Here is a 26,491-nt window from a genome sequence, read left to right on the forward strand (position 1 = left end):
TTAGTTCTTAAACAGTGGCTTTGAGCCATCGGCTTTGAAGCTGTGCGTTTTTAGGTATATCTATATATATTTCTCTGAGTTGTCATGATCAATTGAGTTGCCCACGGGGTTCTCTAAGTTCTCTAAGCAAGGATCGACGAGCAAGGTCGAGCGGCGTTTCAACTTGCGGGATTTCGAGCATCATATTCTGTCTTGCCTCAATTCAGTTTTAGTTACATCTTCATTTCGTTCCCTATTCATGATTTTGAAGTCCCAATTTGCTAACGGGACGAACTAGTTGCACAATGGCGAAAGAACGCAGATGATATTTACTGTTCCAGTACCAACTCGGCAAGCTGCACAGGTGGATGTGAGTTCTCGAACTCGAATTCTTTTGATTGAAGATAACGATACAAGCCGTCAATTGATGGGCGAGTATCTGGAATATCATGGCTATGAGGTTTGTAGTTTGTCGCGTGGAAACTGTGCCAACTCCACGATAGATTGCTTTCGCCCTCATGTCATCTTGCTGGATTTAAAACTCCCAGATGTGGATGGCTTCACCTTACTTGAACAGTTTCAACAGCGTCCAGATTGGGGCTTGATTCCGATCATCGTTGTTTCTGCTTTTGCTTTTCAATCCGATCAACAACGGGCTTTGGGTTTGGGAGCATGCCGGTATCTAGTTAAGCCCGTGAATTTGTTGCAACTTAGACGCACGATCACGGATGAATTGAGTCTGGTGCCCTATTAAATACTTACTCGAAAACCGAGGGTTTTGCAGCAGTTTTCCTACGGATTTTCGGATGGAGCCTTGGAGCGAACGTTGTAGCGCGTTAATTCGGTAGAAAGCCCTGTCTGTTTGTAGGATGCGTTGGCGATAGCGTAACCCGTTCAAAGTCTCACGGGATGGTATGTTACAACTTCGCCTAATAGCACCCCACAGCATCGTTTATTGCCATCCACCTACTTAGTCGCCATTGGGCGATCGTCTTTGTTGGGCAACGAATTCTTCAATTTGTTGGCTCAGAGTCTGAATAGTTCTTCCAGCTTCTGAAAGTTGAACCTCCAACTGGGCAACCATGAGCATTGCCGTTTGTAATTGGTTTAAGGTTTGCTCAAGTGTAAAGCGTGTTTGTGACTCAAACTCGTTCAGGTTCATAGAGGGTAGATTAGTTCGATTGGGAACATAAAGATCGCCGACAAGTGTAGATGCTCTCCATTAGCATCCTGCTCTCTAAACAATAAGTTAATTAGGGTTTTAAACTAAATTAAGCTGAAATGGGCTGTTTTAGAGAAGGATGCACTGATTTTCTGATTCAACCAGCAACTTTGGCAATCCAATCTATGGGAATGCCAACCTGTGGAAGTTTTAACTGAATCATCGACAGGGTAGTTCAATTGGTTCTTCAATTGAACTAGATCTACTGTAGCACAGCTCATGTATAAATGCGTTAGTTGATATGTGCTTACCTAAGTAATTTTACGTAAATAGTAAGTTATTTTTGATTGTTGGAAGCCGCCCGAACGAAAATGAAAAAACTCAGGCTCCTTGTCCTGCCAGGTTGCAGGTAAGATGTCTGAGTGATGGCATTTGGGGATAGGGATTGGCAGATCGAGAGCAGGTACGGGTACTGATCCCTATCATTGATACTTGTAATGTAGATACACTGGATATAGCTACACGGTGATATAGCTATATAGGGAGTTAATCTCCCAATCTGAACTTAAGCGTAAGTGACTTCTCCTGCGTCTTGGGATTCTGGTTTAGCAATCGGCATGGACATGAACCAGTGATGCCCAAATGGATCAACAAGCTTGCCGTAGCGATCGCCCCAAAACATATTTTCCAGAGGCATGGTGACGGTTGCTCCAGCCCGGATAGCTCGTTCAAACCAGGCATCTACATCCTCTACCTCTAAATGCAGCGTAACAGAAGAGCCACCTAAGGTATTGGGGGACATACTGCCCATATCTGGGTATTCATCATTCAGGAAAATATAGGAATCACCAATCTTAATCTCAGCATGCCACAAACCCTCACCATTGGGAGCAGGCATCCGATACAACTCTTCGGCTCCGAACGCAGTTTTGTAAAAATCGATCGCTTGCTCCGCACCTCGAACAGTCAGGTGAGGAATAACGGTGTGGTATTCCTTTCTAGAGGCAATTGCATCAGCCATAGTACCATCTCCTTAAAAATCAGGTTGATGAATGGAATTTGCGGCTCGTAAACGCAGGCTATAACGCAGGCTATGATGTGGGCTATTGCACAAAATAGTTGTATGTACAAACCACTTAGGCTGTACATGACCCGTTGAGTTGTAAAAGCTTGGTGAAGAGGCGTGAAACTCACGCCTCAGAGTAAACCCAGTTGTGATACCCCATGTAGGAGCTTGAGGAAGTACGCCTTAGTACATCCGCACCATTAGACTACCATAGGTCAGCTCAGATTAGAACCCTTGTACCATAGATATTTGTCTAGGAAAATATGTAGAACTATAGATGAGCGGCGTGAAGTCAGGACGGGTAGGCGATGCCCCTCAAAAAGAAATCAAGGCTATCAAAGAAAACCTGACTCCAGTAAAGTTCGACCCAAAAACAAAGAAAAGCAGGATGAGTATCAACCCATCCCGCTCTATTACTCATCTACTCAACTGAACTTTAACAAAACCGTAAAAGCCTGATTTATCGACCCCGGTTGCGCTTGTCAACCACAACTACATCTGGATCAGTCGCGGTACTAGTATCACGAACGTCAGTACTACGGACACCTGTTGTGGTAGTAGCACTTCCCTTGCGAGCAGCGGCTTGTTCAGCATCCAGCGTCGAAGAACCGTTCGCCAAATCGGGGGCATCGTAAATATTGAAGTCAGCTACGTTCCGATCGCGCATAATAGATTCTACGCGGTTCACATCAGCTTCTGTTCCACTGACCAAAAGTAGGTACTGACCTGCTTTGACACGATCATTGTACATATTGGCATGCTCTTCAGGGATACCCAATCCCACCAAAGCTCCAACAATACCACCCGTTGCAGCACCAATCCCGGCACCTGCTAAGGTAGAAGCGAGCGCATTAATTTCGGCTCCTGCGGCTAAAATTGGGCCAACACCAGGAATGGCAAGTACACCCAATCCTACTAGAAGTCCGCCAACACCACCCAGGACGGTTCCTGTCGATGCACCGATTCCAGCCCCTTCTTGAGCCTCATTGTCGCCGCGATCGGTAATTTCATCTGCGCCTTCCACGTTGTCAACGTGCCGAGCAATTAAGGAGACTCGGTTCATATCAACGTTGGCATCTTTCAGGGCACGAATTACAGCTTCCAAATCTTCACGCCGCTCAAATACACCGACTGCGCGCTTGTATTGTCCACGCACCTGAGTACTTTGGGTACTTCTCTGAGTTTGTTTCTCGTTAATCATAGGTTTCCTCTAAGGCAGTTCAACGGTTCAAAACCAACCAGGCGAAAAACTAACTTAGTTCCATTGACCTGCTTTCTCGACAAGAATGTACAGCATTAAAGGGAATACCGTCAGATTGCCGAATCAAAACGTTAAACACGATCATTATCGCCGCTGCAATTCACTGGTTTGGAACGCAGTTTTTCACGTTGAAATTTATTCAGTTGGTTAATCTAAATCTATCGCTTTATTCAATATCATGACTTCTATCAACAGGATGACATTGAACTCAGACAAATTACAGACTTAGGAAAACCATATACTGATATCGTACTAATATCGAGCAAAGCAACCATCAAAGCAGTTAAGACGATTATTGAGGAATTAAAAGAATCAAGTGAGTGCTGCACCAGTCACTTGTATCACTTGGAATAATTCGCCGTTTGAGGATGCAATATCTTGCGATGGAGAAATACAATCCTCGACAAGGAAAAGATCGATAGCAGAAGCGATCGCGCTGTAAGTGCATTGCACCACAAACACATCACTTGACTACATCGCTCTGTAAATATTCACCCTGGAAATGCAAAGATGAGATACTCCAGGCTAGTCGAGCACTCAAACTTCTTAGCAGAATTGATTTAAACTGATACCCTTCCCGAATTAACGGGAAGAGATAAAAGGTTGCAGAAGTAGGGTGATTGCCCCCACAATAACAAACGAGAGCGTAATCCAAAGCAGCATTAGATTGAGTTTCATAACCTACCCCTATGCGAGAAGTCTATTCCAAAGCTCGTAATTTACCTCTGTTTTAGGGACATAGTAGTGATCTCGACTCGCTTCCATATCTCCCATCGCCATGAGCTCTGGACGGCTTCGATCCATTAAATCAATGTAGGTCGCTCCTTGTTTCAAACGGCATCCCTGGGGAACAACAGGAATTTGCTTTAACTCCTCATCGTTGAATTCAGGTAGATAGTCGTGGAGGAGTTTAATGTCGTAAGCAGTGGGAGCTTCTTTTTCGAGTTGGGAAGCATGCAGCCCTGTATTCTGCACTGCGGTTAAATTCGGGTTAAAATCCTGCTGCCATTCATCTGGTTGGCGATCGTTCGGTTGTCCAGATTTTTGTACTTCAGTCACCAAACTCTCCTGCACTCACAAGTTCTGCATTTAATAGCACGAGCTGCTTCAACTATGTTATCGAGATGCTGGAAAAATCTATTCTGCCAAAGTGCAGAAAATAGTTAAAACTGCGATGTGTTGAGCAACACAAAAATATTTCGGTACTTCTCCAGGTACAGAATACATGGAGTGTCAAAAAACCGAAAAATAGTAAACAGTTAATTTGTAAAAGAATACACCTTTTGCTAGAGGAATCAAAACAGATTTATTAGTAGATTTGCTTATGTATGAAAAATTGGAGAATTACAACAATGAGAACGGTGATCGATCAAGTAACTGCAAATATAATTTCTGTCCTAAAAATGTTTAGTCCGAAGCGAATTTTTGCAATTGCCCTCGTCGGCTTCGTGGTATTTACAACTGCGGTTGACCTTGCTCAAGCGGATGAAACCTTAGGGGAAAGAATGCGCGATCGAATTGAACGAGCCGATCGCAATTCCGATCGCCCCAAGACAACAGGTGAATTCTTAGATGAAGCGCGGGGAGATGTGCCATTGGATGAACGGATGGAAAATATTCGGAGAGATTCAGCAGAATCATTAAAGCAGTTTGGTCAAGAGTATTCCATCGGGGCGCAGGAGACTGCCCGTGAGCTAGGTGAACGAGCCGAAGATGCAGGCGATGCTCTAACGGACTAATGATGACCGATCGCAGTCGATCGCAGTTACAAAAATAGCTCATCGTGAGGCAGGCACCTGAGTCTGCCTCATTCTCGTATAGTTGAGCGGAATGCTTCCTGAATCCGAGCTTGTTTTGTCAGATAACCGTGCTATGCCCCAGAGGGGGATGCTACCCTAGGGATTGGGAACGCAAGGAGCGATCGGGCAAGCCGGGGTCGGTTTGCTTTACCCGTTCTCGATGCAGTGACCCAATACCAAAGACTTGAAAGAATACCGAGGTGCAAGCGTGGTTGCGACTCCAGAAAAATTGCAGCAATCAACTCAAGATTCCAGCTCCGGCAGCGATACGACTAACGCTACACTCCGCGATCGGGTCGCCGTTCTGTTGATGGGCTATGGGGAAGTTGAAAGCTATGAAGACTTTGCCAATTACAACGAGCAAGCTTTGAATTTGCTGACCGCTAAGTTTGCACCAGTACCCACCTGGGTTTATCCTCCTCTGGCAAAGCTTTTGGCAGTTTTTGACTTGCATGAATGGCAGCATCAGCATAATCACTTTATTTCTCCTCACAATGCCATTTTTGAACAGCAGCGAGCTGGAATTGAGCAGCACCTTCAGGAAAAGTGGGGCGATCGGGTGCAGGTATTCAAAGCCTTCAACTTCTGCGCGCCGTTTTTGCCAGAGCAAGTGCTGACAGAAATTAAAACTCAAGGTTTTGATAAGCTGCTGATCTATCCATTGCTCGTAGTAGATTCGATTTTTACCAGTGGGATTGCGATCGAACAGGTCAACAAAGCCCTGGGAACTCTGTCGGATGAAACCGAGCACTGGGTGAAGGGTGTGCGCTACATTCCCTCTTTCTACAATCAGCCAGACTATATTGAACTAATGGCTAGCATGGTTGAGGAGCAAATCGCCAAAAGTCTAGCCAGTGCCTATTTACCCTCCCAGATCGGCATTGTGCTGATGAATCATGGTTGTCCCCACAAGGCGAAGGGATTTACCTCTGGAATTGACGAAAGCCAGGCACTCTACGAATTAGTGCGGGAACGGCTAATTTATCGCTATCCTTTGATTTCAGTGGGCTGGCTGAATCACCAAACTCCTTTAATTGAGTGGACTCAACCCAACACAGAACTGGCCGCCAAAAACTTAATCGACCTGGGGGCAAAAGCTCTGGTATTTATGCCGATCGGTTTTGCCACTGAAAACCACGAAACCCTGTTGGATGTTGAACACATCATTCACGCCTTACGCCGCAAGCATGCCGATGTCACCTACGTACAAATGCCCTGCGTTAACGACAATCCAACCTTTCTCAAAATGGCAGCCGATTGGGCTGATGAACAGGTTGCAGCCCTGCTCTCGGAGCAAGCTTTAGCGGTCAATCCTTCCCTTGCCCCCATTCAAGGAGCGGTTCACAGCCACAGCCACAGTCATGATCATGATCACCACCACCACGGGCACGATCATCACCATACCCATTAAGGAATACAACTGAATAATCTGAAACTCTTGTGGGGTGGGTATCTTGCCCGCCCAAAAAAAGTAGGGTGGGCACTGCCCACCAAAAGTTAAGCTGCCTGCCTACAGAGGCTGAACGGACTAAAACTCCTTCGGAGCCGATCGCTCCATTCCCTCCTCCGGCGGGTTGCCATTGACTGAGCTGAGTTGTTGGCGAACATCGTCGATCGCATCATTCAGTTGAGCGATTTTGTCTTCCAATCCCCGGCGAGCAACCTCAATATTTTGCTCCGTTGAGGCTCCCAGTTGACGTTTTTTGTTGCCTTTACTTTGCTTGTCTAAACCCGGTAGGGCATTTTCAGATTCCAGTTCCTCTTGCTGAGAGAGGCGAGAAGCCACCAGTACACCCACCACACCGCCGACCAGCCCGCCCACGACAGAACCGAGTAAAAAACCACCGGCAAAATTACCTTGCTGACTCATAATTCCAGAACCCTCATCCTTGAAGTGAAATTCACCCATTTTGAAGATACTACAGCTTGGTTGAGTCAATGGTCTAATGAAACAACCAGCTTGTAAACGCATATTTCTCGCCCTTTGTTACTGGCAAAGACTCGTGAGGATGGGTGAAGTAGGCAGGGAAAACCAGAATGGCTCCTGCTTCCGGTTTCACCTTAATATTCTGGCGATCGAAGTAGGTTTCTCCCCCTTCAAAATCATCATTGAGATAGCCGACGATGCTGATATCGCGGGTCGGAATCCCTTCATCCACTTCTTGAAAGCGGCTGGAGAGCAAAATATTATCGACGTGGCGTTTGTAGAACTGCCCCTCCTGATAGCGCAGAATTGAACAGGGTTCAGCGTAGGGAAATTTGACTCCATAGGTTTGAAAGAGCAGGTTTTGAACGATCGCCAGTTTGCTAAACAGCAGTTGGTTGGTGGAGTGCAGCAGCGGATCAGACCCACCCAACTCAATCACATCACTGCGACGAACGGCATTATCGACGGTGTTGACCAAAATCCCGGCTGCATTAAACGTGCAGGTTTTGGTAATTTCTAACAAATGTTGACAAATCGTGGAGTCTAGCGCATTTTTAACCAAGTAGATTTCGCTTCCCAGGGGGGTAAGGGCAGGAATCGTCATAGAGTAGCCTGAATAGATTAGCCTGACTGGAAGATGACACAATAGGAGGGTTCCCTTCGAGCGGACGAGTCCTATCACCTACTGTTTTCACATCTCACTCGCATATGTTCAAACGATCGACTAAAAACCTGGATCGCACGGCGCTAACGCTGATTGTGATACTGAGTTTAGCCATTGGGTTCTTGCTGACTCAGAGCGGTCAAGCCATTGCCAGGGTGCGAGACTTTACCTGGCAAGCTCGGCAGGTGGGAGCCGCTGACTCTGCATTTATTCTCAGCTTTAGCCGCCCGATGGATAAGGCCAGCGTTGAAGAGAACCTGCAAATTGATCCGCCTTTACCCGGTAAGTTTAGCTGGGCTGGGCGACGCATGGCCTACACGCTGGAGTCACCGATTCCCTACGGACAAACCTTTGAGCTGAGCCTGAAGGGAGGGAGAGATCGGTTCAGTCCACCGGATGATGCTCGCTTGCAGATGCGGCCCTTTACCAGCGAGTTTCAATCCCGCGATCGGGTGTTCGTCTACCTGGGAGTAGAAGGGGATGAGGCAGGACGACTGGTGCTGTTGAATCTGACTCGGCAAGAACAAAAGATTTTGACTCCGCCCAATCTGCTGGTGATGGACTTCAAGCCCTATCCAGAAAACGATCGAATTCTATTTTCGGCGATCGAGCAAAGCAGTGGCACCCGGCGTAGTTTGGGCGATCAACAGCTCTATACAGTCTCTACAGGGATTAGAATTCAACCTCCCGATAGTCTGATTGGCGCCGTTTCCCAACGGGCAGAACGGAACGCAACCGCTACCCCCCAATCGGCTGGCGTGGTGGAATTGGTGCTGGACAACCGGGATTACCAGAACCTGAAGTTTGATCTATCCCCCAATGGCAAAACGATCGTCGTGCAGCGGGTCAATCAACAAAACCCGGCTGATTTTGGACTATGGATTCTGCAACCGGGGGAACCTGCCAGACCGATCGAAACGGAACCGGGGGGAGATTTTCTGATCGCTCCAGACAGTCAATCGCTGGCAATGTCTCAGGGACAGGGGATGGCGATCTTGCCGCTGGAATCAGGAGCCGATCCGTTAGACTTTTTGCCCCGCTATGGCATGATTCTTAGCTTTGCCAGGGATGGTACGGCTGCTGCGATGGTGCGCTTCAACCGCAACCCAGAAAACCCGACGCGATCGCTATTTTTGATCACCAACCAGGGCACCGAACAAGAACTCTTAGAAATTGATGGCTCGTTTCTGGATGCTCAATTTGACCCGAATAAACGTAACCTGTACTGCCTGCTCACTCGACGAATTCCAGGGGATGTTTATCTGGAGCAACCCTACCTGACGGCGATCAATCTGGACTCTGGGGAAGTGGTGGACTTGTTAAAGTTGCCCATCCAGCAAGACATTCAGATGAACCTATCCCCCGATGGGTTAGCCGTTCTGTTCGATCAGGCCATTTCTGATGCAGATGTGAATGCCGATGGAGTGATTCGGGGTCGAGATGGCAAAGCGATCGCCTCCAGCAAACTCTGGATTCTGCCGATCGTGGAAGATGATCAGGGAATTCCCTTACAGGCTCAACCCCAGGAAGTGGGCGTGGCTGGGTTGCGGCCGCGATGGCTGCCCTAGGGTCAGCAGGGTTGCGTGAAGAACATTGGTTGCGATGGTTTATCCAACAGGCAGGATGCCTGCGCTACGGATTGTTCGATCGCAATTTAATCGCAATCAATTTGATCGCATCAAATCTTCCCTATTCGGGAACTTGCCGTCGCCGTACCGGGTCAACCGCTCGAATGTCGGGAATGTAGGTGCCAGGATCTTGGGCCACCCAGCCGATGGCTGAATTCGATCGCACTTCAAACCACAGGAAGGCGGGGCTGGAGTCCGTCAGTGCGACTGTGCCAATTCGATCGCCTGGATTCACCTGTTGTCCCACCTGGACAGAGATGCTGCTCAACTGGGCATAGCGGGTCTGTAGTCCATCACTGTGGTTAACCACCACCAAATTACCGTAGGCGGGTTGTTGTCCGGCAAAGGCGATGGTTCCGGCTCCCACCGTTAAGACGGCTGCACCTGGTTCTGCTTGCAGGGTCACACCACTTTGAAACACATATTGTTCGGTGCTGGGATCAATTTGCCAGCCATAGGTGGTCAACACTTCAGCGATCGTGGGTAGGGGATAGCCCCTCAGCGGATGGGTCGTTGCAGCAGTGCTGGATACAGTAGGCGTTGGCGACCAGTTGACCCCCGGAATGAAGGCCGTGCTGGGGGGAGTGTCCTGACAGCCGTTGACCTCAAACAGGGCATCGGCGCGAACCCCATACTGTTCCGCCAGATCCCGCCAGGTTGTCCCTGATGGCACCTCAATGCGAATGCCGTTAAAGGGGGGAATGATCAATTCCGCACCGACGGGCAGTTGTCCTTCCCGCAGTACCGCGTTAAATCCCAGGAGCGTGGCTGGAATCAAGTTGTATTGCTGGGCAATGCTGTCCACCGTTTCTCCGGGGGCGATCCTATGGCGAGATAGGCGAGACAGGGCTGGAGGGGGACAGGCGGACTCTGCTGGAACTGCCGGGTCAACTTGAGCCATTTCAAAAGCGGATGGAGCAGCTATAGCTGAACTAACCACGCTAAACCCAACAAAACACGGCAAAATAGGGGTAAGGGAAAACATAAGTCGATGTAGAGGCGAAATTTTCATCCCTGATTCCTACTCCTGACGTTCATTAAAATTCTGACAAATTTTGAGGATACTTAGCGGCATCAAATGATAAAGCTATTTTCTTGTTCGGTTTTACTGGTTTCTGTTCAGGAGAGATTTGGTTAGATTGGAATTAGTCGTTTCTGCTCGTGCATCTGGGATTAATTTTAAGAGTGCAATCAGTCGTGCAGGGCGATCGCCTCTTGTTCAGCAGTGATTTCGCCTGGAGTGAAGGAAAAACCTATGAGTAGAGCGATTCAGCAAATTAGCCTTTATGCTGTACTTCTGGCGATCGGAGGCGGAGTCGGCTGGGCTGGAAGTCGTCAGTTTTATCCCGTTGCCGATCGTTCTGTCGCTCAGGAAGAGGAACCTGCTCCGGTGGCAGTTGATGTTGCCGTGCGGGAATCCCCGATCGCTCAAGCTCCCCCGCCAACCTTTGAGCAAATTAATCAAAACTTTATTGCTGAAGCTGCCGAGAAAGTCGGGCCAGCAGTCGTACGGATTGACTCTTCTCGTACGGTTAGCAGCATTCCCGATCCCCTGCGCCGGTTCTTTGGCGATGATTCACCGCTTCCTCCTTCCCAGGAACGAGTGGAACAGGGGACTGGCTCTGGGTTTATCCTGACCGAGGATGGCCGAATTGTGACGAACGCCCATGTGGTGGAAGGATCCAGCACGGTAACGGTGACGCTGCGGGATGGTCGCACCTACGAAGGGCGCGTCCTGGGGGTTGATAATGTTACCGACGTAGCCGCGATCAAGATTGATGCCGAGGAATTGCCCACTGTTACCCTGGGGCGATCGGATGAACTCATTCCAGGTCAGTGGGCCATTGCGATCGGCAATCCCCTGGGGCTAGACAACACCGTAACCGCCGGTATTATCAGTGCCACGGGCCGATCGAGCTTAGATGTGGGAATCCCCGATCGGCGGGTGCGCTTCATTCAAACCGATGCGGCCATTAATCCCGGTAACTCAGGTGGCCCATTACTCAACGATCGGGGCGAAGTGATTGGCATCAACACGGCAATTCGGGCAGACGCTCAGGGATTGGGCTTTGCAATTCCCATTGAAACCGCTTCCCGGATTGTGACCCAGCTTTTTGATGATGGTAAGGCGGAACATCCCTATCTGGGCATTCAAATGGTGGATCTAAGCCCTGAATTGAAGGAGCAGATCAATCAGGAACGCCGGGTGGATGTCACGTTGACCGCCGATGAAGGGGTTTTGATCCTGCAAGTGGTACGAAATGCGCCTGCGGAGAGTGCAGGGATCCGTCCGGGAGATGTAATCCGTCGGGTTAACAATGTCGAGGTGCAGTCCGCCTCTGATGTGCAGGAACAGGTAGAACTGACCAGTATTGGGGAACCTGTATCGGTTGAAATTCAGCGCGGCGATGAGCTGCAAACCCTTGAAGTTCGCCCAACGGCATTTCCTGATAGTTAAAGGCTGATAGTTAAAGGCTGATAGTTAAAGGCTGATAGTTAAAGGTTGATGATTCAGTCTGCCAGAACTCTGCTCCCCGCTCGCCCGCAAAGAACTATCGATCCGGGCTACACAAGCGATATGATGACAGCGAATCAATTTCGTTTGTTTGCAGTCGTTTCATGGCTTTAGCTCCTCTGAGTCAGTTGGTTGATTTGCTCATGGCGCAACCGCTGCATTTATCGGATTCTGATCTTCAATCGATCGCCACGGGTATCAGCACAGATAGCCGTCACGTTCGTCCTGGAGAAGTCTTTCTGGCACTACGAGGCGAAAACTTTGATGGGCATCGCTTTGTGGCAGGGGCAATCGAGCGGGGGGCAATTGCCGCGATTGTGGAGCAGATTCCGCCGATCGACAAGATTCCTCAGAGGATGTTGCTAAAATCCCGCTGATCCGGGTCAAAGATACCCTGCAAGCCTATCAGGCGATCGGGCGATGGTGGCGCGATCAGTTCACGATTCCCGTGATTGCCGTCACAGGTTCCGTGGGCAAAACGACGACCAAAGAACTGATTGCCGCAGTGCTGGCAACCCAGGGTAAGGTATTAAAGACCCAGGCGAACTACAACAACGAAATTGGCGTTCCTAAGACCTTGCTGGAGCTAGATTCATCCCATGATTACGCTGTGATTGAAATGGGAATGCGCGGGGCGGGTGAAATTGCCCTGCTGACCCAGATTGCCCGTCCCGATATTGCCGTGATTACCAACGTTGGTACGGCCCACATCGGCAGGCTGGGTTCCGAGCAGGCGATCGCCAATGCTAAATGTGAACTCCTCCAGCAAATGCCCCTCACGGGAATGGCGGTACTGAACCACGATAATCCCCGCTTGATGGCAACGGCGGCGCAAATCTGGCAGGGAAAAACCGTCTCCTATGGGTTGACGGAGGGTGATCTTCAGGGGATGTTAATCGACTCCCAGACGCTGCGGGTAAATGGTGTTCAGCTTCCCTTACCTCTTCCAGGACGGCACAATGCCCTCAACTATCTGGCGGCTCTGGCAGTGGCTCAACTGCTCCAGCTCGATTGGACTTGCCTCAAGCAGGGGTTGACCGTAGAACTGCCCCAGGGACGGGCCCGACGCTACACCTTACCCAACGACATTGTGATTCTGGATGAAACCTACAATGCCGGGTTGGAATCCATGACGGCTGCCTTACAGCTTTTAGCGGAAACCCCTGGCACCCGCCGAATTGCCGTTCTGGGCACGATGAAAGAACTGGGCGATCGATCGCCGGACTTTCACTATCAAGTTGGGGCAGTGGCCAAACGACTCAACCTGGATGGCTTGCTGATTCTGGCGGATCCTGCTGAACGTCAGGCCATGGCCGACGGGGCCGCTCCCCTTCAGGCAGAGCAATTTACCCGTCATGAACAGGTTGTGCAACGACTGCAAGCACTGATTCAACCGGGCGATCGCCTGCTGTTTAAAGCTTCACGGGCGGTGGGGCTAGATCAGGTCGTCGATCGGGTGCGAGAGTGGTGGGTGGAAGAGTGAAGAATAAAGAGTGAAGAACGGGATCGAGATCAAGATACGATTCGCACTCTGAATTGTGAATGGCTCTCCTGGAATCTTAGGGATAAGGATAATGCCATATTCCTGTAGGGCGGGCATCTTGTCCGCGCAGGCTGGAAGCCTGCACTACGGTTTCCACCATCATTGCGGGAGAACCTTGTGAATTAAACAGCCTGTCGATCATTCTGCCTGGTTGACTGGGCGGGCAAGATGCCCACCCCACAAGAGGTTCAGATTATTCAATTTGCATTCCTACAGTTGGCTTTTACCTATTGCCTTTGGCGCAAAGGAGACAGACAAAAATCTGGGAAAATTCAACTGGACGATCGACCCATCTGAAGACACAAACGCTGAAAAGACGTGCATGCCACCTGGATAAGTTTGCTCGATTGACCGTTGAATTCCCAGATATCGCCAGGGAGTTTTACTGTTCCTCAGAAATAACAGTTTAGAAACCCCAAAAACGTCTGCCCCAGGGCTAATTCTCCTGTAAAGGCCCATTGTGATGATTCATACTGCTGCTGATTTCCTCGCGGGCCGTTTTGCGAACCCATACAGCGTTTTTCTCAGTCAACTAGATGCAATGCGGTATGGCTCAAAATTCCTCAAACCTACTCAAACCTATTCAAACCGCTGCTGCTGGGCTGACCATTGGCGAATCTGGTAGCTCTCGCCGTTGCGGACAATCAGGGCAGGGGAATTGCCGGGATGCAAATCGACGATCGCCTGGAGGGTTTGGCTGGGGGCGCTCAAGTCACTGTACAGGAGGGTGCCCTGGCTGGAAAAAATCAGCGTTTGAGTGGAACCCGGCAGGTCAGGATTCGCGGAAATCGTTGTGATTTCACCGGAGGGTGAAGGGGTGGTCAGGGTCAGAACGCCCTCCAGTTGTCGATCGCCGGTCACATCCATCAATTGTACGGTTCCAGAGCCAAACTCCTTCAGTAAATGACTTGCAGGCATAACCTCAGGAGAAGCCGCAGGCGGTAAGAGTCCAGCTTGCTGCAAGGCTTGAGCGAATTCTACCAGGAGTGAGGTTGTCCACTGGGGATACTGCTGATTCAAGCTATTTAAGGTCAACACTTCCACGGGCTGGAGCCAGGATAGCTGGGATGGGGACAGGGCCAGCGCAACCGGGGCAGTGAAGGCTGAAGCCTCGACGGTGGATAATAGGCGCAGACGACCCTGATGAAACTGCATAGCGCGAATCGGGGCTGAGGTCGTTTGAGCTGAGGCATTTTCCGTCCAGGCAATTAGCTGAATTTGCGCCTCCTGATTCAGACCCAACTCCATCCAACGCGATCGTCCCGTTTCAGCACCATCAGCATTCCCGATGGAACCTTGAATTCCAGGCTGCCAGCGTTGGCCATCCTGAAATTCCACCTGAATTTCGTACCAGGTTTGGTTCGTGCCCAGCGTCAGAGGTACCTCCGGGTCAGGATTGAACCACTCCTGCGGGGTAATACTCGATCGCCGTACGGCCGTCCCCAGGAACAGATGCATGGATTGGGATGGGGCTGCTGAAGCGAGGGCAGGGGCATTCGTCACCTCTACAGACGTTGGAGAGGCAGCCACAATGACTGGAGAAGTGGGGGTTTCCAGGAGCGACAACAGTTCTTGCAGTTCTGCCTCACCCACCGCCACCTGAGATTGCTGATTCAACCAGGCGATCGCCGCGCCGCGATCGTCCTTCAGTGCTGTCAACAGGATTCCCCAGGATTGCAAGGTGGAGTCAGGCGCAACGCGCAATGCCGTTTCTACTCGCTGCCGAAGCCGTTGGGTGGGATCGGATAGGAGGGATTTCAGGGTGTAGCCATTGGCATGAGCAGTTCGCAACAGCGTTAAAGCCTCTGCCCACCGTCCGTCGATCAGCAGGGCAAGGATTTGTTGCCGGGGACTGGCCCAATCTCGATCGGCTTGGGTTTGGGTCACTTGGGCATGGAGCTTGATCAAGTCGAGTTGGGCCTGCGCGGCGGGAGTCCATGATGAACCGGATGCATGATTCGCTTGACTGGCTTCCAGTTGCCGTTGAGCCATTGACCACAGCCCATTTCGAGCCAGCAGTAATCCATGTTGATAGGCGCGATCGTCCAGTCCTGCTTCTGCCAGGGTGATGGGCATCACTTGCAGGGGGCGAACGGGTGAAGGGAGGTGTTTAAATTGATACACCTGAAACTGGGGTTCTAGCCCAATGGATTGATCAACCACCAGATCTGCGGCTGTGCCAGTCACAACTTGCCATTTGGGAATCTGTTCTGCCGGACTTGTCCAGGTTTCCAACGGCTGCAACCGTCCCCGGATGGGATCATAGCGAATCACCTGCCCATACACAATGCGATTACTGCCCCGCTGCCATACCCCACTGAGATGAATCCAAACCCCATCCAGGGGAGCCGAGCCATCAATAAACTGGATGGATTGGTAGGCAAGTTTTCGGGTGGAACCCCGATCGGCGATCGAAGCATTCACCAGGGGGGCAACAACAGCGTGTTCTTCCAACCCAGTCACGGGCAGACGATCGATCAGTTCCAATCCCATTTCCGCCTGTAGCAAGCGGCGGGGGGCTGACGGCCGATAGATTCTCACTTCAACGAGTCGCTGGCAGTTAGACAGAGCTTCGTTTTCACAAAAAGGCTGCGGTTGATAGAGCGGCAATAACCAATCATCAAATCCCGTTTCTCCCCTGGATAAATCAGGATAGGTATTGAGGTAAATCGGATTACCCACCAGTAATCCAGCCTCTGTGGCGGCTGCGCGAATTTCCGATAGCATTTGGGGCGGTTGCCCCATCAGCGGGGATTGCTCCCAATCGGGGAGTAGCCAACTGATCCAGCCCACCGATCCTGGATTAACAATCAGCCGCATCGCCAGGCTAATTCCACTGATCGCCGCCAGCAACAGACCGACCATTAGCCCCAGCAGCAGCAGGGTGACTGGCCAGCTTCGTCGCCTGGGCCGGTCAGCATCCTGCACCCACACCCGCACTCGCCCTGCCGATCGCCCCTGCTGCTTCATGCCGCCCTGCCCTGATTTCCGGACTGTATCTGCCTAATTTATTTTATATCTTCACGAAATTTTATTTGAATCAGTCATCTGAATCAGTTCATCGATACTGACCCAGGGTTTCCCAATCTTGAATGGCTGCCTCAGTCCACAACCAGTTGCGGCGCAGAGCTTGAGGCTGGAAATTATGCGGATCTTTTTGCTGCACCGAGCGATATAGATCGATCGATCGGCGGAGAAAGCTATTCTGCTGGCTAATGGGCTGATCGCTCGCTGCTTTCCACAATGCCAGGGACAATCCAGCATAGGTCGTCAGCGTCCCATCTGGACTTGATTCAGAACTCACGTTCAGAGCCTGGGTCGCAGCTTGCTGGGCAGACATCGGCTGATCTTCCAGGAGGGATAGGGTTCTGGCCCAGGTCTGCATGGCCTGCATTGGGTTATTTTCTGCATAGTAAGCAAACCCCAGGGCTTCCAGGTACATCGCATTCTCGGGTTCCGCACGGACGGCTCGTTCCCAATAACGACGGGCATTGGTTACGGTGTAAACCGGGTTCCCCGTATCAATCCCTTGCCATGCCAAACGTCCCCACAGGAAATTGATATTGGCTGAATCAACGCTGGTGGGCACACTGGCCAGTGCTTCTGCGGCATCTCGCAGGTTCCCGCGATCGAGCAAAACCGCGACGGCTGCTTCTCCTTCGTCATAGTTACCCCGTCTGAAAGAGTTCACAGCCACCGTTTTGACTTGCTCAGGCTCAGCAGTTTGTAGATCTGGGGTTCCTCCCAGCAACGGCAGGGAACTGGTTTGGGGAAACTGTAAAATACTGCTGTCTTGCACCCTGGCCAGCGACCAAACCCCTAACACAGCGATCGAAATTGCCCCAGCCAGCCCAACGGCCGAGAGGAGTCGGCGCGATCGGGAAATCTGGCGGACAAGGGGTTGGGGTGGAGAGGAAACGGTTGCAGAAGCTCCAGAATGGATTGAGCCATCTCCCCCCCCCGGCACAACCGGAACCAGTTCAGGAGTCCCTGGAGGTTCCATATCCGGCTGCGTATCCATTGGAGCCACGGGAGTAACCGTAGACCCAGGGGAAGATAAACCCGGCTGCTCCGGCGGGGTCAGTTGTCGTAACAGTTCCGCCATGATCTGAGCTTCGTTGTCACTTTCCTCTAGATCCCCAAACCCAGCTCCCTGCCCCCGGCTCAGGGCATCGCGCTCCGAACGAGCCAATTCTCCAGGCTGCCAATTCCCTGAAACCGAAGTTGAGGTGGGGGACTCCAGGGGGGCGATCGCTTCTTCTGTGGACAGAATGGGCAGAGCACTATAACGTTGCGGTACCAGAATCAGTTGATCAGCCAGATTGGACGCACGATTATCGGTTGTGAGGTAGCCATCAAAGTTGGGGTGCAGGTAGAGAATCGGCAAAGCCCAGTAAAGCTGGTGGGAACCATAGGCTGAAATGAGTCCTTGACGGGCGCGGCTCAGGCTGAGGTCGATGGGATAGCCCAACTTGAGATTGCGATAAAACAGCCAGGTCAGCGTCAGCGCAACATTGTCGGGAATTTGCTCGGCCATGGCCAGGACTGCTGGAATCCCCCGGCTAACCAAAGCTTCGGCCAGGTTCCGTTCTTGAGTGTGATCCACAGATGCAGCGGTGTAGGCTCCTCGACAGGAGTTGAAGACAGCCAGCCGAATGCCGTTATTGACGAGCAATCCCGCCAGATCATCGCCACTCAAAATTTCGCTGAGTCCCGTTCGACGATTCACTAGGTAAAGGCTACCCCCAGCGGTTCCGAGATCACTGTGCCCGGCGTAATGAAGTACTTGATATCGTCCCTGCTCCAACGCCTGGGTAAGCTGTTCTCGTCCAGGTTGCTTCAGAATTGTGAGCTGAATATCGAGTTGCGATCGGTGGTCGGAGCGATGGGTAGATGAGGGACTCGTGGAATCATCAACCGACTGAAGTTCTTGCTGAAGCTGATGGGCTTCCCGTTCCAGTTCCAGACGTTCTCGATCGGTGGGCGCGGCAATCACCATCAACACGCGCAGGGGTTGTTGGGGGTCAATATGACCCGATAGGCATTGAGTGGCTAACCGAGCATTGGGCTGATAGCGCGAAAAAATCACATGGGTGCCTGTAGCGAGCGGTCGGGCAGCGGGACTCAAACTACCTGAACGAACGCCAGTCGGGGTCGGCGTATCATTGCCATACAGCACTTCCCAGGGCAACCGGGGCAACTGTGGGCCTTTTAAGCCCAGTCGTAGGCGCAGTGACTCATTGCGATTTTGAGCAATTCCCTGAGCGGTGACCCAACTGTCTCGCAGCATGCCTTGAAATAGGGAGCCATAAAACTGCTGCCCTAATTCCACCAGGCTTAAGGGAGGCTGATTGGGGTTGGGTTGGGCGAAGGGAGAAAGATTGTCTGCCTGCATCAGTTGGGCGCGATTGCCCACTGCCCCTGATGGTGAACTGCCCTCCAGAAGCCCGATGAGGGGGTCATTCATCAGTTGACGAGCCTGGGCCAGCCAGTTCCCCACTGGCCAAACCACCTGCTCTTCTGCCAGGGGAACGCCTGGTGCAACGCGCTCCGTCCGCACCAGATATTCATCTTTTCCCACCGGGGTTACAGAGATATGAAACTCCTGAGTCACTGTTCAGCCCACTCCTAGCTCTTGTACGAATTGTGTGCCGCTTTAGGCCACTCCTGAAGAGCATCACGGGATCAGTCCTATTCCATAGTTCCGATCGCGCCGACACTTTCAGGAAACTTTTCAGGCTGCATCTACCCTAGGGTACGATCAACCTCTATTTACCACATCGCTTTTCATTCAATTATCGCAAGCCCATCCAACCCCTTCATCTGAGTTTTACATTCCAGGGAGATTAGCTGCCTGCTGCAAATCCTTTCAAACCTGGTAGAAAGTTTAGAAAACTCAACAATCTGCTCCAGGTTGAACAGGTACTTAGATTAAATACAGCTCTAAAACGTTGCTTCCCGCAGGATTGCGGATTTTCCAGGAACTAATTTTTTTTGAACCCTGCAAATTTTCCGGATATTGCCTCCCTCTTTAAGAACAGTGAAGTGGTAGATGCACCCTGATTCAATGTCCCTGGCTCATTCGAGTTGGGGGCTTTTTGTTTGAACGGGAACCCGGTCAGTCTGCCCCTAAATCCGCCGATCGGTATTTCCTCATTTGTAATCCTTTGTTACAATTACTCAAAGTAGCTAAAGGATTTGAAATATGCCTTATACGACTGAAGATGGCGGACGGTTGAACAACTTCGCGGTGGAACCGAAAGTTTATAAAGCAGAGCCTCCCAACAAAAAGCAACAGATTCAATACATCGTGATGGGTGCTTTGGGCGTTGCCCTGATTGGTGGCTTGATTGCCATTGCAGTTTCGGTCTCTTAGAAGTTCGATCACGCCTTCACTATTACAAAACTATAAAAAGCTTTGATAATTAGCAGTAAACCAGGCTACAAGCGAGCCTGGCTTTTTTGTTGATAGGAACCACCCTGCAAGAATCTGAGGGAGCCATATAGCTCTCAGCACAAAAAGAAACTGGGTCGGGAAACCTGCTTTCCCAGGCGAATAAACTACAGGTTCTGAGCCTGAATCTGGCGATCGTGGCCATTTTTGCCGCAGAGGAAGGTGATTGGCCCGCTAATCGAACTACCGATTATGGTTTTAATTTCTCAGCTTTTACGACGCATTCAGCCCCACTGGAAAACCAATTAGCCGTTTTTTTGGATCGTGGGTTACTTCCCGCTTGACTCTCCATCCAACTGGAGACTCTAGGATAGAGTCAGTTGTGTAAAACAGTCGATCGGACTGTCAGTGAGATGACCCTAGAGTTTAAAGTTCCCGATATGGCCTGTTCTGTCTGTGCAGACAAAATCACCAAAGCGGTGAAGACGATCGATCCAGGGGCCGATATCAACGCAGATACCAAAACCAAGCAGGTGAGCATTGCCACCCAGGCGGATGAATCCTCCGTGAAAGAGGCGATCGTTTCGGCGGGATACACGATCGCCTAGGGAATGTTTCCCAACAATGGGTTCAGGTTGGTCGGCAGAATTCTTGGGTGAAAAGTAATGGAAACTGCAACGCTAAAACTGCGGGGGATGAGCTGTGCATCCTGCGCTACTAACATTGAGCAAATCATTCGATCGGTTCCGGGGGTGAGGGAATGCAACGTCAACTTTGGAGCAGAGCAGGCGATCGTGACCTACGATGCGGATAAGACGGCAGTTGCAACGATCCAAACGGCGGTTGATGAAGCGGGCTACACCGCCATCCCGTTCCAGGATCAAGATCCCCTGGGGGGAGAAGATGATGAGGAACGCGCAGCCCGACAGGCAGAATTGAGGGACTTAAAGCGACGACTCATTTTCGGGGGAGTCGTCACTACGATCCTGGTGATTGGAGGACTGCCGATGATGACGGGACTGCATATTCCCTTCATTCCTGGCTGGCTCCATCATCCGCTGCTTCAGCTCGTTCTGACGGCTCCCATTCAGTTCTGGAGTGGCGAGTCTTTCTACCACGGAGCCTGGAAATCCTTCAAGCGACGCACCGCAACGATGGATACCCTGGTGGCCCTGGGAACCAGTGCGGCATTTTTCTATTCTCTCTTTCCCACTTTTTTCCCAGAATTCTTTTTGTCCCAGGGATTAGAACCTGCGGTTTACTATGAAATTTCTGCGGTGGTGATTACCCTGATCCTGCTGGGACGATTGTTGGAAAGCCGAGCCAAGGGACAGACTTCGGAAGCGATTCGGAAATTAATGGGATTGCAGGCGAAGATGGCCCGAGTCATTCGGGATGGCAAAGAAGCAGATATCCCGATCGCTGAAGTCATGGTGGGCGATCTGATTCTGGTGCGTCCCGGTGAAAAAATTCCGGTGGATGGCGAAGTGGTGGAGGGCAGTTCCACGGTCGATGAGGCGATGGTGACAGGGGAAAGTCTGCCGGTGCAAAAGCAGGTTGGGGATGAGGTGATCGGAGCCACGATCAACAAATCGGGTAGCTTCAAATTTCAGACCACACGAGTGGGCAAAGATACCTTCCTGGCTCAAATTGTCACACTGGTGCAGCAAGCGCAGGGTTCTAAAGCTCCGATTCAAAAACTCGCCGATCGCGTCACGGGATGGTTTGTGCCTGTGGTGATTGCCATTGCGATTGTCACTTTTTTAATCTGGTTTAATTTCACGGGCAACGTGACGATGGCGTTAATTACTACCGTCAGCGTCTTGATCATTGCCTGTCCCTGTGCCTTAGGACTCGCTACGCCCACCTCAATGATGGTGGGAACAGGGAAAGGAGCAGAGAACGGGATTTTAATTAAAGGTGCCGATAGTTTGGAACTGGCGCACAAAATCCAGACGATCGTTCTCGACAAAACCGGAACCCTGACAGAAGGTAAACCAACGGTCACGGATCTACTCACCGTGAACGGGACAGCCAACCAGAATGAATTGAAACTGCTACGTTTAGCCGCTTCAGTGGAACGGGCTTCCGAACATCCCCTGGCAGATGCAGTGGTGCAGTACGCCCGATCGCAGGAGATTGAGCTGACGGAGGCTCAGGACTTTGAGGCAGTTGCGGGAAGTGGAGTACAGGGATATGTCTCCGATCGCTTGATTCAAATTGGCACAAAGCGGTGGATGACGGAGCAGGGCATTGATGTCGCAGTCAAAACCATAGAGGCAACGCTGCTGGATGAAGTGGCTCAGGAGTGGGAAGCTCAGGGGAAAACGGTCGTCTGGATGGCAGTGGATCACCGTATTGAGGCGATTATGGGCATTGCCGATACCCTCAAGCCGTCCTCTGCCAGCGCCGTTCAGGCATTAAAACGAATGGGCTTGCACGTTGTCATGCTGACGGGAGACAATCGCCGTACCGCAGAGGCGATCGGCCGTGAAGTGGGGATTCACCATGTCGTTCCTGAGGTTCGTCCCGATCAAAAAGCTTCGGTTATTGCCGATCTTCAGCAGGAGAAACGATCGAAACAATCTCGCTCTGCCAAACCTCAGGTTGTGGCAATGGTGGGGGATGGCATTAATGATGCCCCTGCTCTGGCTCAGGCGGATGTCGGAATTGCGATCGGCACTGGAACGGATGTGGCCATTGCAGCCAGTGATCTGACCCTAATTTCGGGTGATCTGGCAGGAATTGTAACGGCGATTCAGCTTTCCCGCGCCACGATGCGAAATATTCGCCAAAATCTCTTCTTTGCATTCATTTACAATGTGGCTGGCATTCCGATCGCCGCTGGCATTTTGTTTCCACTCTTTGGTTGGTTACTGAATCCCATTCTGGCTGGAGCAGCGATGGCCTTTAGTTCCGTTTCTGTGGTCACGAACGCATTACGGTTACGGAAATTTCAGCCGAAACAGTTGATGTAAGCGGGAGGAAATAATGAATCAGCGAGTGGTAGGATTACTGGCAGGACTGGGGCTTCTTTGGGGAACCGCATCGGGGGCACTGGCACTGACTCCTCATGAAATGGAGCATCATTCTCCCACGGGACAGTTTGAGCAAGTTGAGCAACCCTTAGGGGTAAAAATTGGAGTAACCGTTGGTGGACTTGCGTTGATTGGACTGGAACTCTGGTGGTTTCTACTTAGTAAACCTAAGGCTCAACAATCCAGGTTAGAAGCAGGACGACAAACCCTGACGATCGAGGTGGATGGTGGATATAGTCCCAGCCAGGTGGTAGTGAAAGCAGGACGGCCTGTACGGCTCAGGTTTCATCGCAAAGATCCAAATTCCTGCCTGGAGCAGGTGTTGCTGCCTGATTTCCATATTGCAGCCGATCTGCCGATGAATCAGACAAGAACTATCGATTTTATTCCAGAACAACCAGGCGAATATTTCTTTACCTGTGGCATGAATATGTTTCGTGGTGTGATTAAGGTCGAAGCATCAAACGACAACGTAGTTTAGAAAACAATCTAGAAGCCTGAAGGAATATCAAAAGGAGTATAAAAATGCAGATTAGCAAGATAGCATTGATTGCGTTGGCAAGTCTTGGTTTAGTCGCATCCGGTGCGATCGCCCGACAGTACCGGCATTATCCAATGGATCATATGCCAATGTCAGGAGACAGCGTGCATCACGGTAGAATGCATCACGGTAGAATGCATCACGGTGGCATGATGCACGATATGCACGTAGAAAGCGAGTTTGAATATCTGAGCCACATGATTCCCCATCATCAAGAAGCGATCGACACGGCTCAAATTATCCTGGAACGGAGCGATCGACCCGCAATGCAGGCTTTTGCCCAGGAAATTATTGCCGTACAAACCGCAGAAATTGAGCGGATGGAAACCTGGTTGAGCCAATGGTATCCCAGTCAAACTGCTGACTACTCCTATACACCCATGATGCGCGATCTGAGTAATTTACAGGGAGATGAACTCGATCGAGTCTTTCTGGAAGACATGATCATGCATCACATGGGAGCCGTCATGATGTCGCAAATGTTGCTGAATCGCAATCTGATTGAGCATGAGCCAGTGCGTCCTTTTGCCCAGACCATAGCATCAACTCAGCGGCAAGAGATCCATCAAATGCGGGCCTGGCTGCAAGACTGGTTTGGTGCGTCAACCATACCAAACGGTTAGGAATGCGGATTGAATAATACCAATTTGATTGGCAGAAATTGCACATCCTGGTAAGGGCGCACAGCAGTGTGCCCCTACAGGCAATCTATCTGCCGTGCAAACGATTTGAATCGATATAATCTGGAATTCTTGTAGGGTGGGCATCTCGCCCGCCCAGTCAACGAAGTAAAATAAGGGCACAATTAAATAAGGGCACAATTATTTAATTCGCAATCCTTAGAGGAACAAAGGCAGAATTCCTAACGCCGACTCCTGGCTTTCGATCGCGTCTTTTTGCTGCCTGTGCTGCTACGGCCTGTATTGTCCATTGAGGCAACAGGAGCAGGAACATTGCCCCCATCTTGCGCGATCGGCAATGTAAAGTGAAACTGGCTACCCTGGTTTCGCCCAGCGGATTCTGCCCAGATTTGTCCACCTAATCCCAGGACAATCTGCCGACAGATGGCCAGACCTAACCCAGTCCCCCCGCCGTGCGCCGCAGGGCCCCTCCTCCTGGTAGAAGCGATCGAATACTGCCTCCAGGCGGTTGGGTTCAATGCCGCGTCCCGTGTCGGTGATCGTGACTTCCAGCATTTTGCCCCCATTGGATTTGGCTTCAATCACCACCTCACCCTCTGGCTCTGTAAACTTGCAGGCATTATCCAGCAACTTCGACAGAACTTCGACCAACCATTCTCCATCAGCCCGCACCGGAGGTAATTCCAGGGGAACCTGGGCCCGAATTTGAGGCAAGGTATCGCTGGTAAGGCGAGTCCGAATGCTGCTGAGAGCCAGATCAACACACTCATCCAGGGCGATCGGCTCTAGATGCCACTGCACCCGACCACTTTCTAAACGAGATAAGGTAATAAAGTCCTGAATTAATTTCCGCATTCGTTCCGCGTCCGACAGGGCTGTGTCCAGCATGACCTGCCGTAACTCTGGTATCATATCTGGCTCATTGGCCAGACTTTCTAAACAAACCTGAATGGTTGAGAGCGGGGTACGAAGTTCGTGACCCGTAATGGCAATTAAATTACTGCGGGTGCGCTCCAGGGCTTCTAGCTGCTCATTCAAATCTTCCAAATTGGCGAAGGATTCTGCCTGAATCAAGGCTACCCCTAGCTGTGTCGCCACTGCTTCCACCAGTTCGATTTCATCGCCATCCCAGGTATGGGGAACTGTCTGGCAGTGCTGAAGTTCTACCATGCCCAGCAGTCGTCCCTGGTAAAGAACTGGAACCATCAGCCAGGAGCGAATGTTCCAGCGTTCCAGCCGATCGCTCAGGGACGACAAATCCAACGGCTCAGGCACTTGTGTGTTGGGAACCGCCACAGCTACCTTCCGTTCCACTACGGCTTGAAAGAGGGGATTATCCTGGAGTGTCCAGGTTTGTCCCACCAAAGATTCCAACTCTGAAGTCGATCGAGATTCGTGATGAATCAGGGTAGTAGAGTCGGTGGATTTGCAACGGTATATCAGGCAACGACAAACGTGCATCGCTTCGCCCAATTCAGATACCGCCACCCGAAAAATCTCATCTGGATCCAAAGATTGCCGCATCGCGCCTGTGATCAAATTCACCAGCCGCTCTCGCCGTTCCTGGGCCGCAATCGAGCGGTAGGCCTTGAGGAGCTTGTACTGTCCTGCTTGCAGGTAGGTGACTAACCGTTGGGCAAACGGATCGGGATCCACCTCCTGCATCCGCGATGGTGTTTTAACGACAAAATTCTTTTTAGCTTGCTGAATCTTACGCTTCAGTTCAGGACGGTAAACCAAAATTCGATCGAGCAAAATTTCCGCCGCATGACAACTCACCTGGCGATCGAATGTCCAGATGCCTTCAAACCGTCGAGTCTGATCCATCGCAGGCAGATCAGTATGCTCTTTTGCTTCAGAACTGGGTAAGGGCGATCGTTCCTGGCAAACCAGACAAGCTGCATAGTTTTGCCCAATTACCACCAGATGCCATTCCCGACTGAGTTGATCTTCGGGGTCAAAGGCGATCGTTTCATAATCGTTGGAGGCATTCGTAAAACTCGTTTCAGGAGCAGCCAGCACATAGACATGGGAAGTCAGTGCCGCAATCCGTCCGTAGCGATGGGCTTCCTGACGATAAAATCGTTCTCGCTGGAAGCTAGCAATCACTAAGGGAGGCTGTGCGCCACCAGCCAGCACTTGATCCTCCATCGCATGCGAGAGCGCAGTCAAAGAGGATTTGAAGTAAAGCTGAGGGCGCAACTGAGGCGATCGGTGCAGAAGGTCTTCCAATACGGAAGTTTGAATGCTCATCGGTCATCTATTGTCCTAATGACCACTATACACGGGGAGCGATTTTAGATTTTAGATTTTAGATTTTAGATTTTGGATTT

General features: G+C 50.9%; 19 protein-coding genes and 2 pseudogenes. 11 read left to right on the top strand and 10 right to left on the bottom strand.

Annotated elements, in window-relative coordinates; genetic code table 11:
• The first annotated feature begins 301 nt into the window (after positions 1–301).
• The gene (locus ACM1PF_RS22365) at positions 302–733 is read left to right on the top strand and encodes a response regulator (RefSeq protein ID WP_416667066.1); all 432 of its coding nucleotides are present in this window, start codon (positions 302–304) and stop codon (positions 731–733) included.
• A gap of 216 nt (positions 734–949) precedes the next feature.
• Here ACM1PF_RS22365 and ACM1PF_RS22370 read toward each other — a convergent pair whose 3' ends face one another.
• The 4 genes from ACM1PF_RS22370 to ACM1PF_RS22385 all read right to left on the bottom strand — a co-directional run bounded on the left by ACM1PF_RS22370 (position 950) and on the right by ACM1PF_RS22385 (position 4,527).
• Complete coding sequence (locus ACM1PF_RS22370; protein WP_416667068.1) at positions 950–1,141, bottom strand: hypothetical protein; 192 nt, start codon at positions 1,139–1,141, stop codon at positions 950–952.
• Positions 1,142–1,706: 565 nt separating this feature from the next.
• The gene (locus tag ACM1PF_RS22375) at positions 1,707–2,162 is read right to left on the bottom strand and encodes a VOC family protein (protein WP_416667069.1); all 456 of its coding nucleotides are present in this window, start codon (positions 2,160–2,162) and stop codon (positions 1,707–1,709) included.
• 505 nt (positions 2,163–2,667) lie between these two features.
• A complete protein-coding gene (locus tag ACM1PF_RS22380; protein WP_416667071.1) occupies positions 2,668–3,408 on the bottom strand; it encodes a histidine kinase in 741 nt (246 codons plus the stop codon).
• Positions 3,409–4,155: 747 nt separating this feature from the next.
• Complete coding sequence (locus tag ACM1PF_RS22385; RefSeq protein ID WP_416667073.1) at positions 4,156–4,527, bottom strand: hypothetical protein; 372 nt, start codon at positions 4,525–4,527, stop codon at positions 4,156–4,158.
• 344 nt (positions 4,528–4,871) lie between these two features.
• On the opposite strand from ACM1PF_RS22385, the gene ACM1PF_RS22390 reads away from it, so the two are divergent.
• A complete protein-coding gene (locus ACM1PF_RS22390; protein ID WP_416667075.1) occupies positions 4,872–5,207 on the top strand; it encodes a hypothetical protein in 336 nt (111 codons plus the stop codon).
• Positions 5,208–5,475: 268 nt separating this feature from the next.
• Positions 5,476–6,678 (top strand): ferrochelatase, encoded by a 1,203-nt coding sequence (locus ACM1PF_RS22395; protein WP_416667077.1) that lies wholly within the window; start codon positions 5,476–5,478, stop codon positions 6,676–6,678.
• 117 nt (positions 6,679–6,795) lie between these two features.
• Here the strand turns inward: ACM1PF_RS22395 and ACM1PF_RS22400 are convergent, their stop codons facing one another.
• Positions 6,796–7,137: a hypothetical protein gene (locus ACM1PF_RS22400; RefSeq protein ID WP_416667078.1), complete on the bottom strand. Its 342-nt coding sequence runs from the start codon at positions 7,135–7,137 to the stop codon at positions 6,796–6,798.
• Positions 7,138–7,210: 73 nt separating this feature from the next.
• A complete protein-coding gene (locus ACM1PF_RS22405) occupies positions 7,211–7,798 on the bottom strand; it encodes a prolyl hydroxylase family protein (protein ID WP_416667080.1) in 588 nt (195 codons plus the stop codon).
• A gap of 104 nt (positions 7,799–7,902) precedes the next feature.
• Between ACM1PF_RS22405 and ACM1PF_RS22410 the strand changes: the two genes are divergently transcribed.
• Complete coding sequence (locus tag ACM1PF_RS22410; RefSeq protein WP_416667082.1) at positions 7,903–9,426, top strand: hypothetical protein; 1,524 nt, start codon at positions 7,903–7,905, stop codon at positions 9,424–9,426.
• Positions 9,427–9,547: 121 nt separating this feature from the next.
• Here ACM1PF_RS22410 and ACM1PF_RS22415 read toward each other — a convergent pair whose 3' ends face one another.
• Positions 9,548–10,387: a LysM peptidoglycan-binding domain-containing M23 family metallopeptidase gene (locus tag ACM1PF_RS22415; protein WP_416667085.1), complete on the bottom strand. Its 840-nt coding sequence runs from the start codon at positions 10,385–10,387 to the stop codon at positions 9,548–9,550.
• 354 nt (positions 10,388–10,741) lie between these two features.
• Here ACM1PF_RS22415 and ACM1PF_RS22420 point away from each other — a divergent pair, with 354 nt between their 5' ends.
• Together ACM1PF_RS22420 and ACM1PF_RS22425 are read left to right on the top strand one after the other, a co-directional pair.
• A complete protein-coding gene (locus tag ACM1PF_RS22420) occupies positions 10,742–11,944 on the top strand; it encodes an HhoA/HhoB/HtrA family serine endopeptidase (protein WP_416667088.1) in 1,203 nt (400 codons plus the stop codon).
• Positions 11,945–12,105: 161 nt separating this feature from the next.
• Positions 12,106–13,484: pseudogene (locus ACM1PF_RS22425) on the top strand (UDP-N-acetylmuramoyl-tripeptide--D-alanyl-D-alanine ligase).
• Positions 13,485–14,123: 639 nt separating this feature from the next.
• Here the strand turns inward: ACM1PF_RS22425 and ACM1PF_RS22430 are convergent.
• Together ACM1PF_RS22430 and ACM1PF_RS22435 are read right to left on the bottom strand one after the other, a co-directional pair.
• Positions 14,124–16,514, bottom strand: a complete 2,391-nt coding sequence (locus tag ACM1PF_RS22430; RefSeq protein ID WP_416667091.1) for a hypothetical protein — start codon at positions 16,512–16,514, stop codon at positions 14,124–14,126.
• An 88-nt stretch (positions 16,515–16,602) separates the two neighbouring features.
• Positions 16,603–19,158 carry a CHAT domain-containing protein gene (locus ACM1PF_RS22435; RefSeq protein ID WP_416667094.1) on the bottom strand — a complete coding sequence of 852 codons (2,556 nt, stop codon included), beginning with the start codon at positions 19,156–19,158 and terminating at the stop codon, positions 16,603–16,605.
• A 591-nt stretch (positions 19,159–19,749) separates the two neighbouring features.
• Here ACM1PF_RS22435 and psb34 point away from each other — a divergent pair.
• From psb34 to ACM1PF_RS22460, 5 genes are all read left to right on the top strand, one after another.
• Positions 19,750–19,920 (top strand): photosystem II assembly protein Psb34, encoded by a 171-nt coding sequence (gene psb34, locus ACM1PF_RS22440; protein WP_416667097.1) that lies wholly within the window; start codon positions 19,750–19,752, stop codon positions 19,918–19,920.
• Between the two features lie 431 nt (positions 19,921–20,351).
• Positions 20,352–20,546, top strand: coding sequence for a heavy-metal-associated domain-containing protein (locus tag ACM1PF_RS22445; protein WP_416667100.1), 195 nt, complete (start codon positions 20,352–20,354; stop codon positions 20,544–20,546).
• Positions 20,547–20,603: 57 nt separating this feature from the next.
• Positions 20,604–22,916, top strand: coding sequence for a heavy metal translocating P-type ATPase (locus ACM1PF_RS22450; protein WP_416667103.1), 2,313 nt, complete (start codon positions 20,604–20,606; stop codon positions 22,914–22,916).
• Between the two features lie 13 nt (positions 22,917–22,929).
• Complete coding sequence (locus tag ACM1PF_RS22455; RefSeq protein WP_416667106.1) at positions 22,930–23,457, top strand: cupredoxin domain-containing protein; 528 nt, start codon at positions 22,930–22,932, stop codon at positions 23,455–23,457.
• Between the two features lie 44 nt (positions 23,458–23,501).
• Positions 23,502–24,140: a DUF305 domain-containing protein gene (locus ACM1PF_RS22460; protein ID WP_416667108.1), complete on the top strand. Its 639-nt coding sequence runs from the start codon at positions 23,502–23,504 to the stop codon at positions 24,138–24,140.
• A gap of 239 nt (positions 24,141–24,379) precedes the next feature.
• Here the strand turns inward: ACM1PF_RS22460 and ACM1PF_RS22465 are convergent.
• Positions 24,380–26,411, bottom strand: a pseudogene (locus ACM1PF_RS22465) (DICT sensory domain-containing protein).
• Positions 26,412–26,491: the final 80 nt, after the last annotated feature.

It is taken from the genome of Egbenema bharatensis FJBBOT/2019 (genome assembly GCF_048077055.1).
In the GTDB taxonomy this organism is placed as follows: domain Bacteria; phylum Cyanobacteriota; class Cyanobacteriia; order Elainellales; family Elainellaceae; genus Egbenema; species Egbenema bharatensis.

What these genes read in the sequence shown, in the direction of transcription:
- ACM1PF_RS22365 (WP_416667066.1), top strand. Translation starts at nt 302, where the DNA reads ATGATATTTACTGTTCCAGTACCAACTCGGCAAGCTGCACAGGTGGAT.
- ACM1PF_RS22370 (WP_416667068.1), bottom strand. Translation starts at nt 1,141, where the DNA reads ATGAACCTGAACGAGTTTGAGTCACAAACACGCTTTACACTTGAGCAA.
- ACM1PF_RS22375 (WP_416667069.1), bottom strand. Translation starts at nt 2,162, where the DNA reads ATGGCTGATGCAATTGCCTCTAGAAAGGAATACCACACCGTTATTCCT.
- ACM1PF_RS22380 (WP_416667071.1), bottom strand. Translation starts at nt 3,408, where the DNA reads ATGATTAACGAGAAACAAACTCAGAGAAGTACCCAAAGTACTCAGGTG.
- ACM1PF_RS22390 (WP_416667075.1), top strand. Translation starts at nt 4,872, where the DNA reads ATGTTTAGTCCGAAGCGAATTTTTGCAATTGCCCTCGTCGGCTTCGTG.
- ACM1PF_RS22400 (WP_416667078.1), bottom strand. Translation starts at nt 7,137, where the DNA reads ATGAGTCAGCAAGGTAATTTTGCCGGTGGTTTTTTACTCGGTTCTGTC.
- ACM1PF_RS22405 (WP_416667080.1), bottom strand. Translation starts at nt 7,798, where the DNA reads ATGACGATTCCTGCCCTTACCCCCCTGGGAAGCGAAATCTACTTGGTT.
- ACM1PF_RS22410 (WP_416667082.1), top strand. Translation starts at nt 7,903, where the DNA reads ATGTTCAAACGATCGACTAAAAACCTGGATCGCACGGCGCTAACGCTG.
- ACM1PF_RS22415 (WP_416667085.1), bottom strand. Translation starts at nt 10,387, where the DNA reads ATGGCTCAAGTTGACCCGGCAGTTCCAGCAGAGTCCGCCTGTCCCCCT.
- ACM1PF_RS22420 (WP_416667088.1), top strand. Translation starts at nt 10,742, where the DNA reads ATGAGTAGAGCGATTCAGCAAATTAGCCTTTATGCTGTACTTCTGGCG.
- ACM1PF_RS22430 (WP_416667091.1), bottom strand. Translation starts at nt 16,514, where the DNA reads ATGAAGCAGCAGGGGCGATCGGCAGGGCGAGTGCGGGTGTGGGTGCAG.
- psb34 (WP_416667097.1), top strand. Translation starts at nt 19,750, where the DNA reads ATGCCTTATACGACTGAAGATGGCGGACGGTTGAACAACTTCGCGGTG.
- ACM1PF_RS22445 (WP_416667100.1), top strand. Translation starts at nt 20,352, where the DNA reads ATGACCCTAGAGTTTAAAGTTCCCGATATGGCCTGTTCTGTCTGTGCA.
- ACM1PF_RS22450 (WP_416667103.1), top strand. Translation starts at nt 20,604, where the DNA reads ATGGAAACTGCAACGCTAAAACTGCGGGGGATGAGCTGTGCATCCTGC.
- ACM1PF_RS22455 (WP_416667106.1), top strand. Translation starts at nt 22,930, where the DNA reads ATGAATCAGCGAGTGGTAGGATTACTGGCAGGACTGGGGCTTCTTTGG.
- ACM1PF_RS22460 (WP_416667108.1), top strand. Translation starts at nt 23,502, where the DNA reads ATGCAGATTAGCAAGATAGCATTGATTGCGTTGGCAAGTCTTGGTTTA.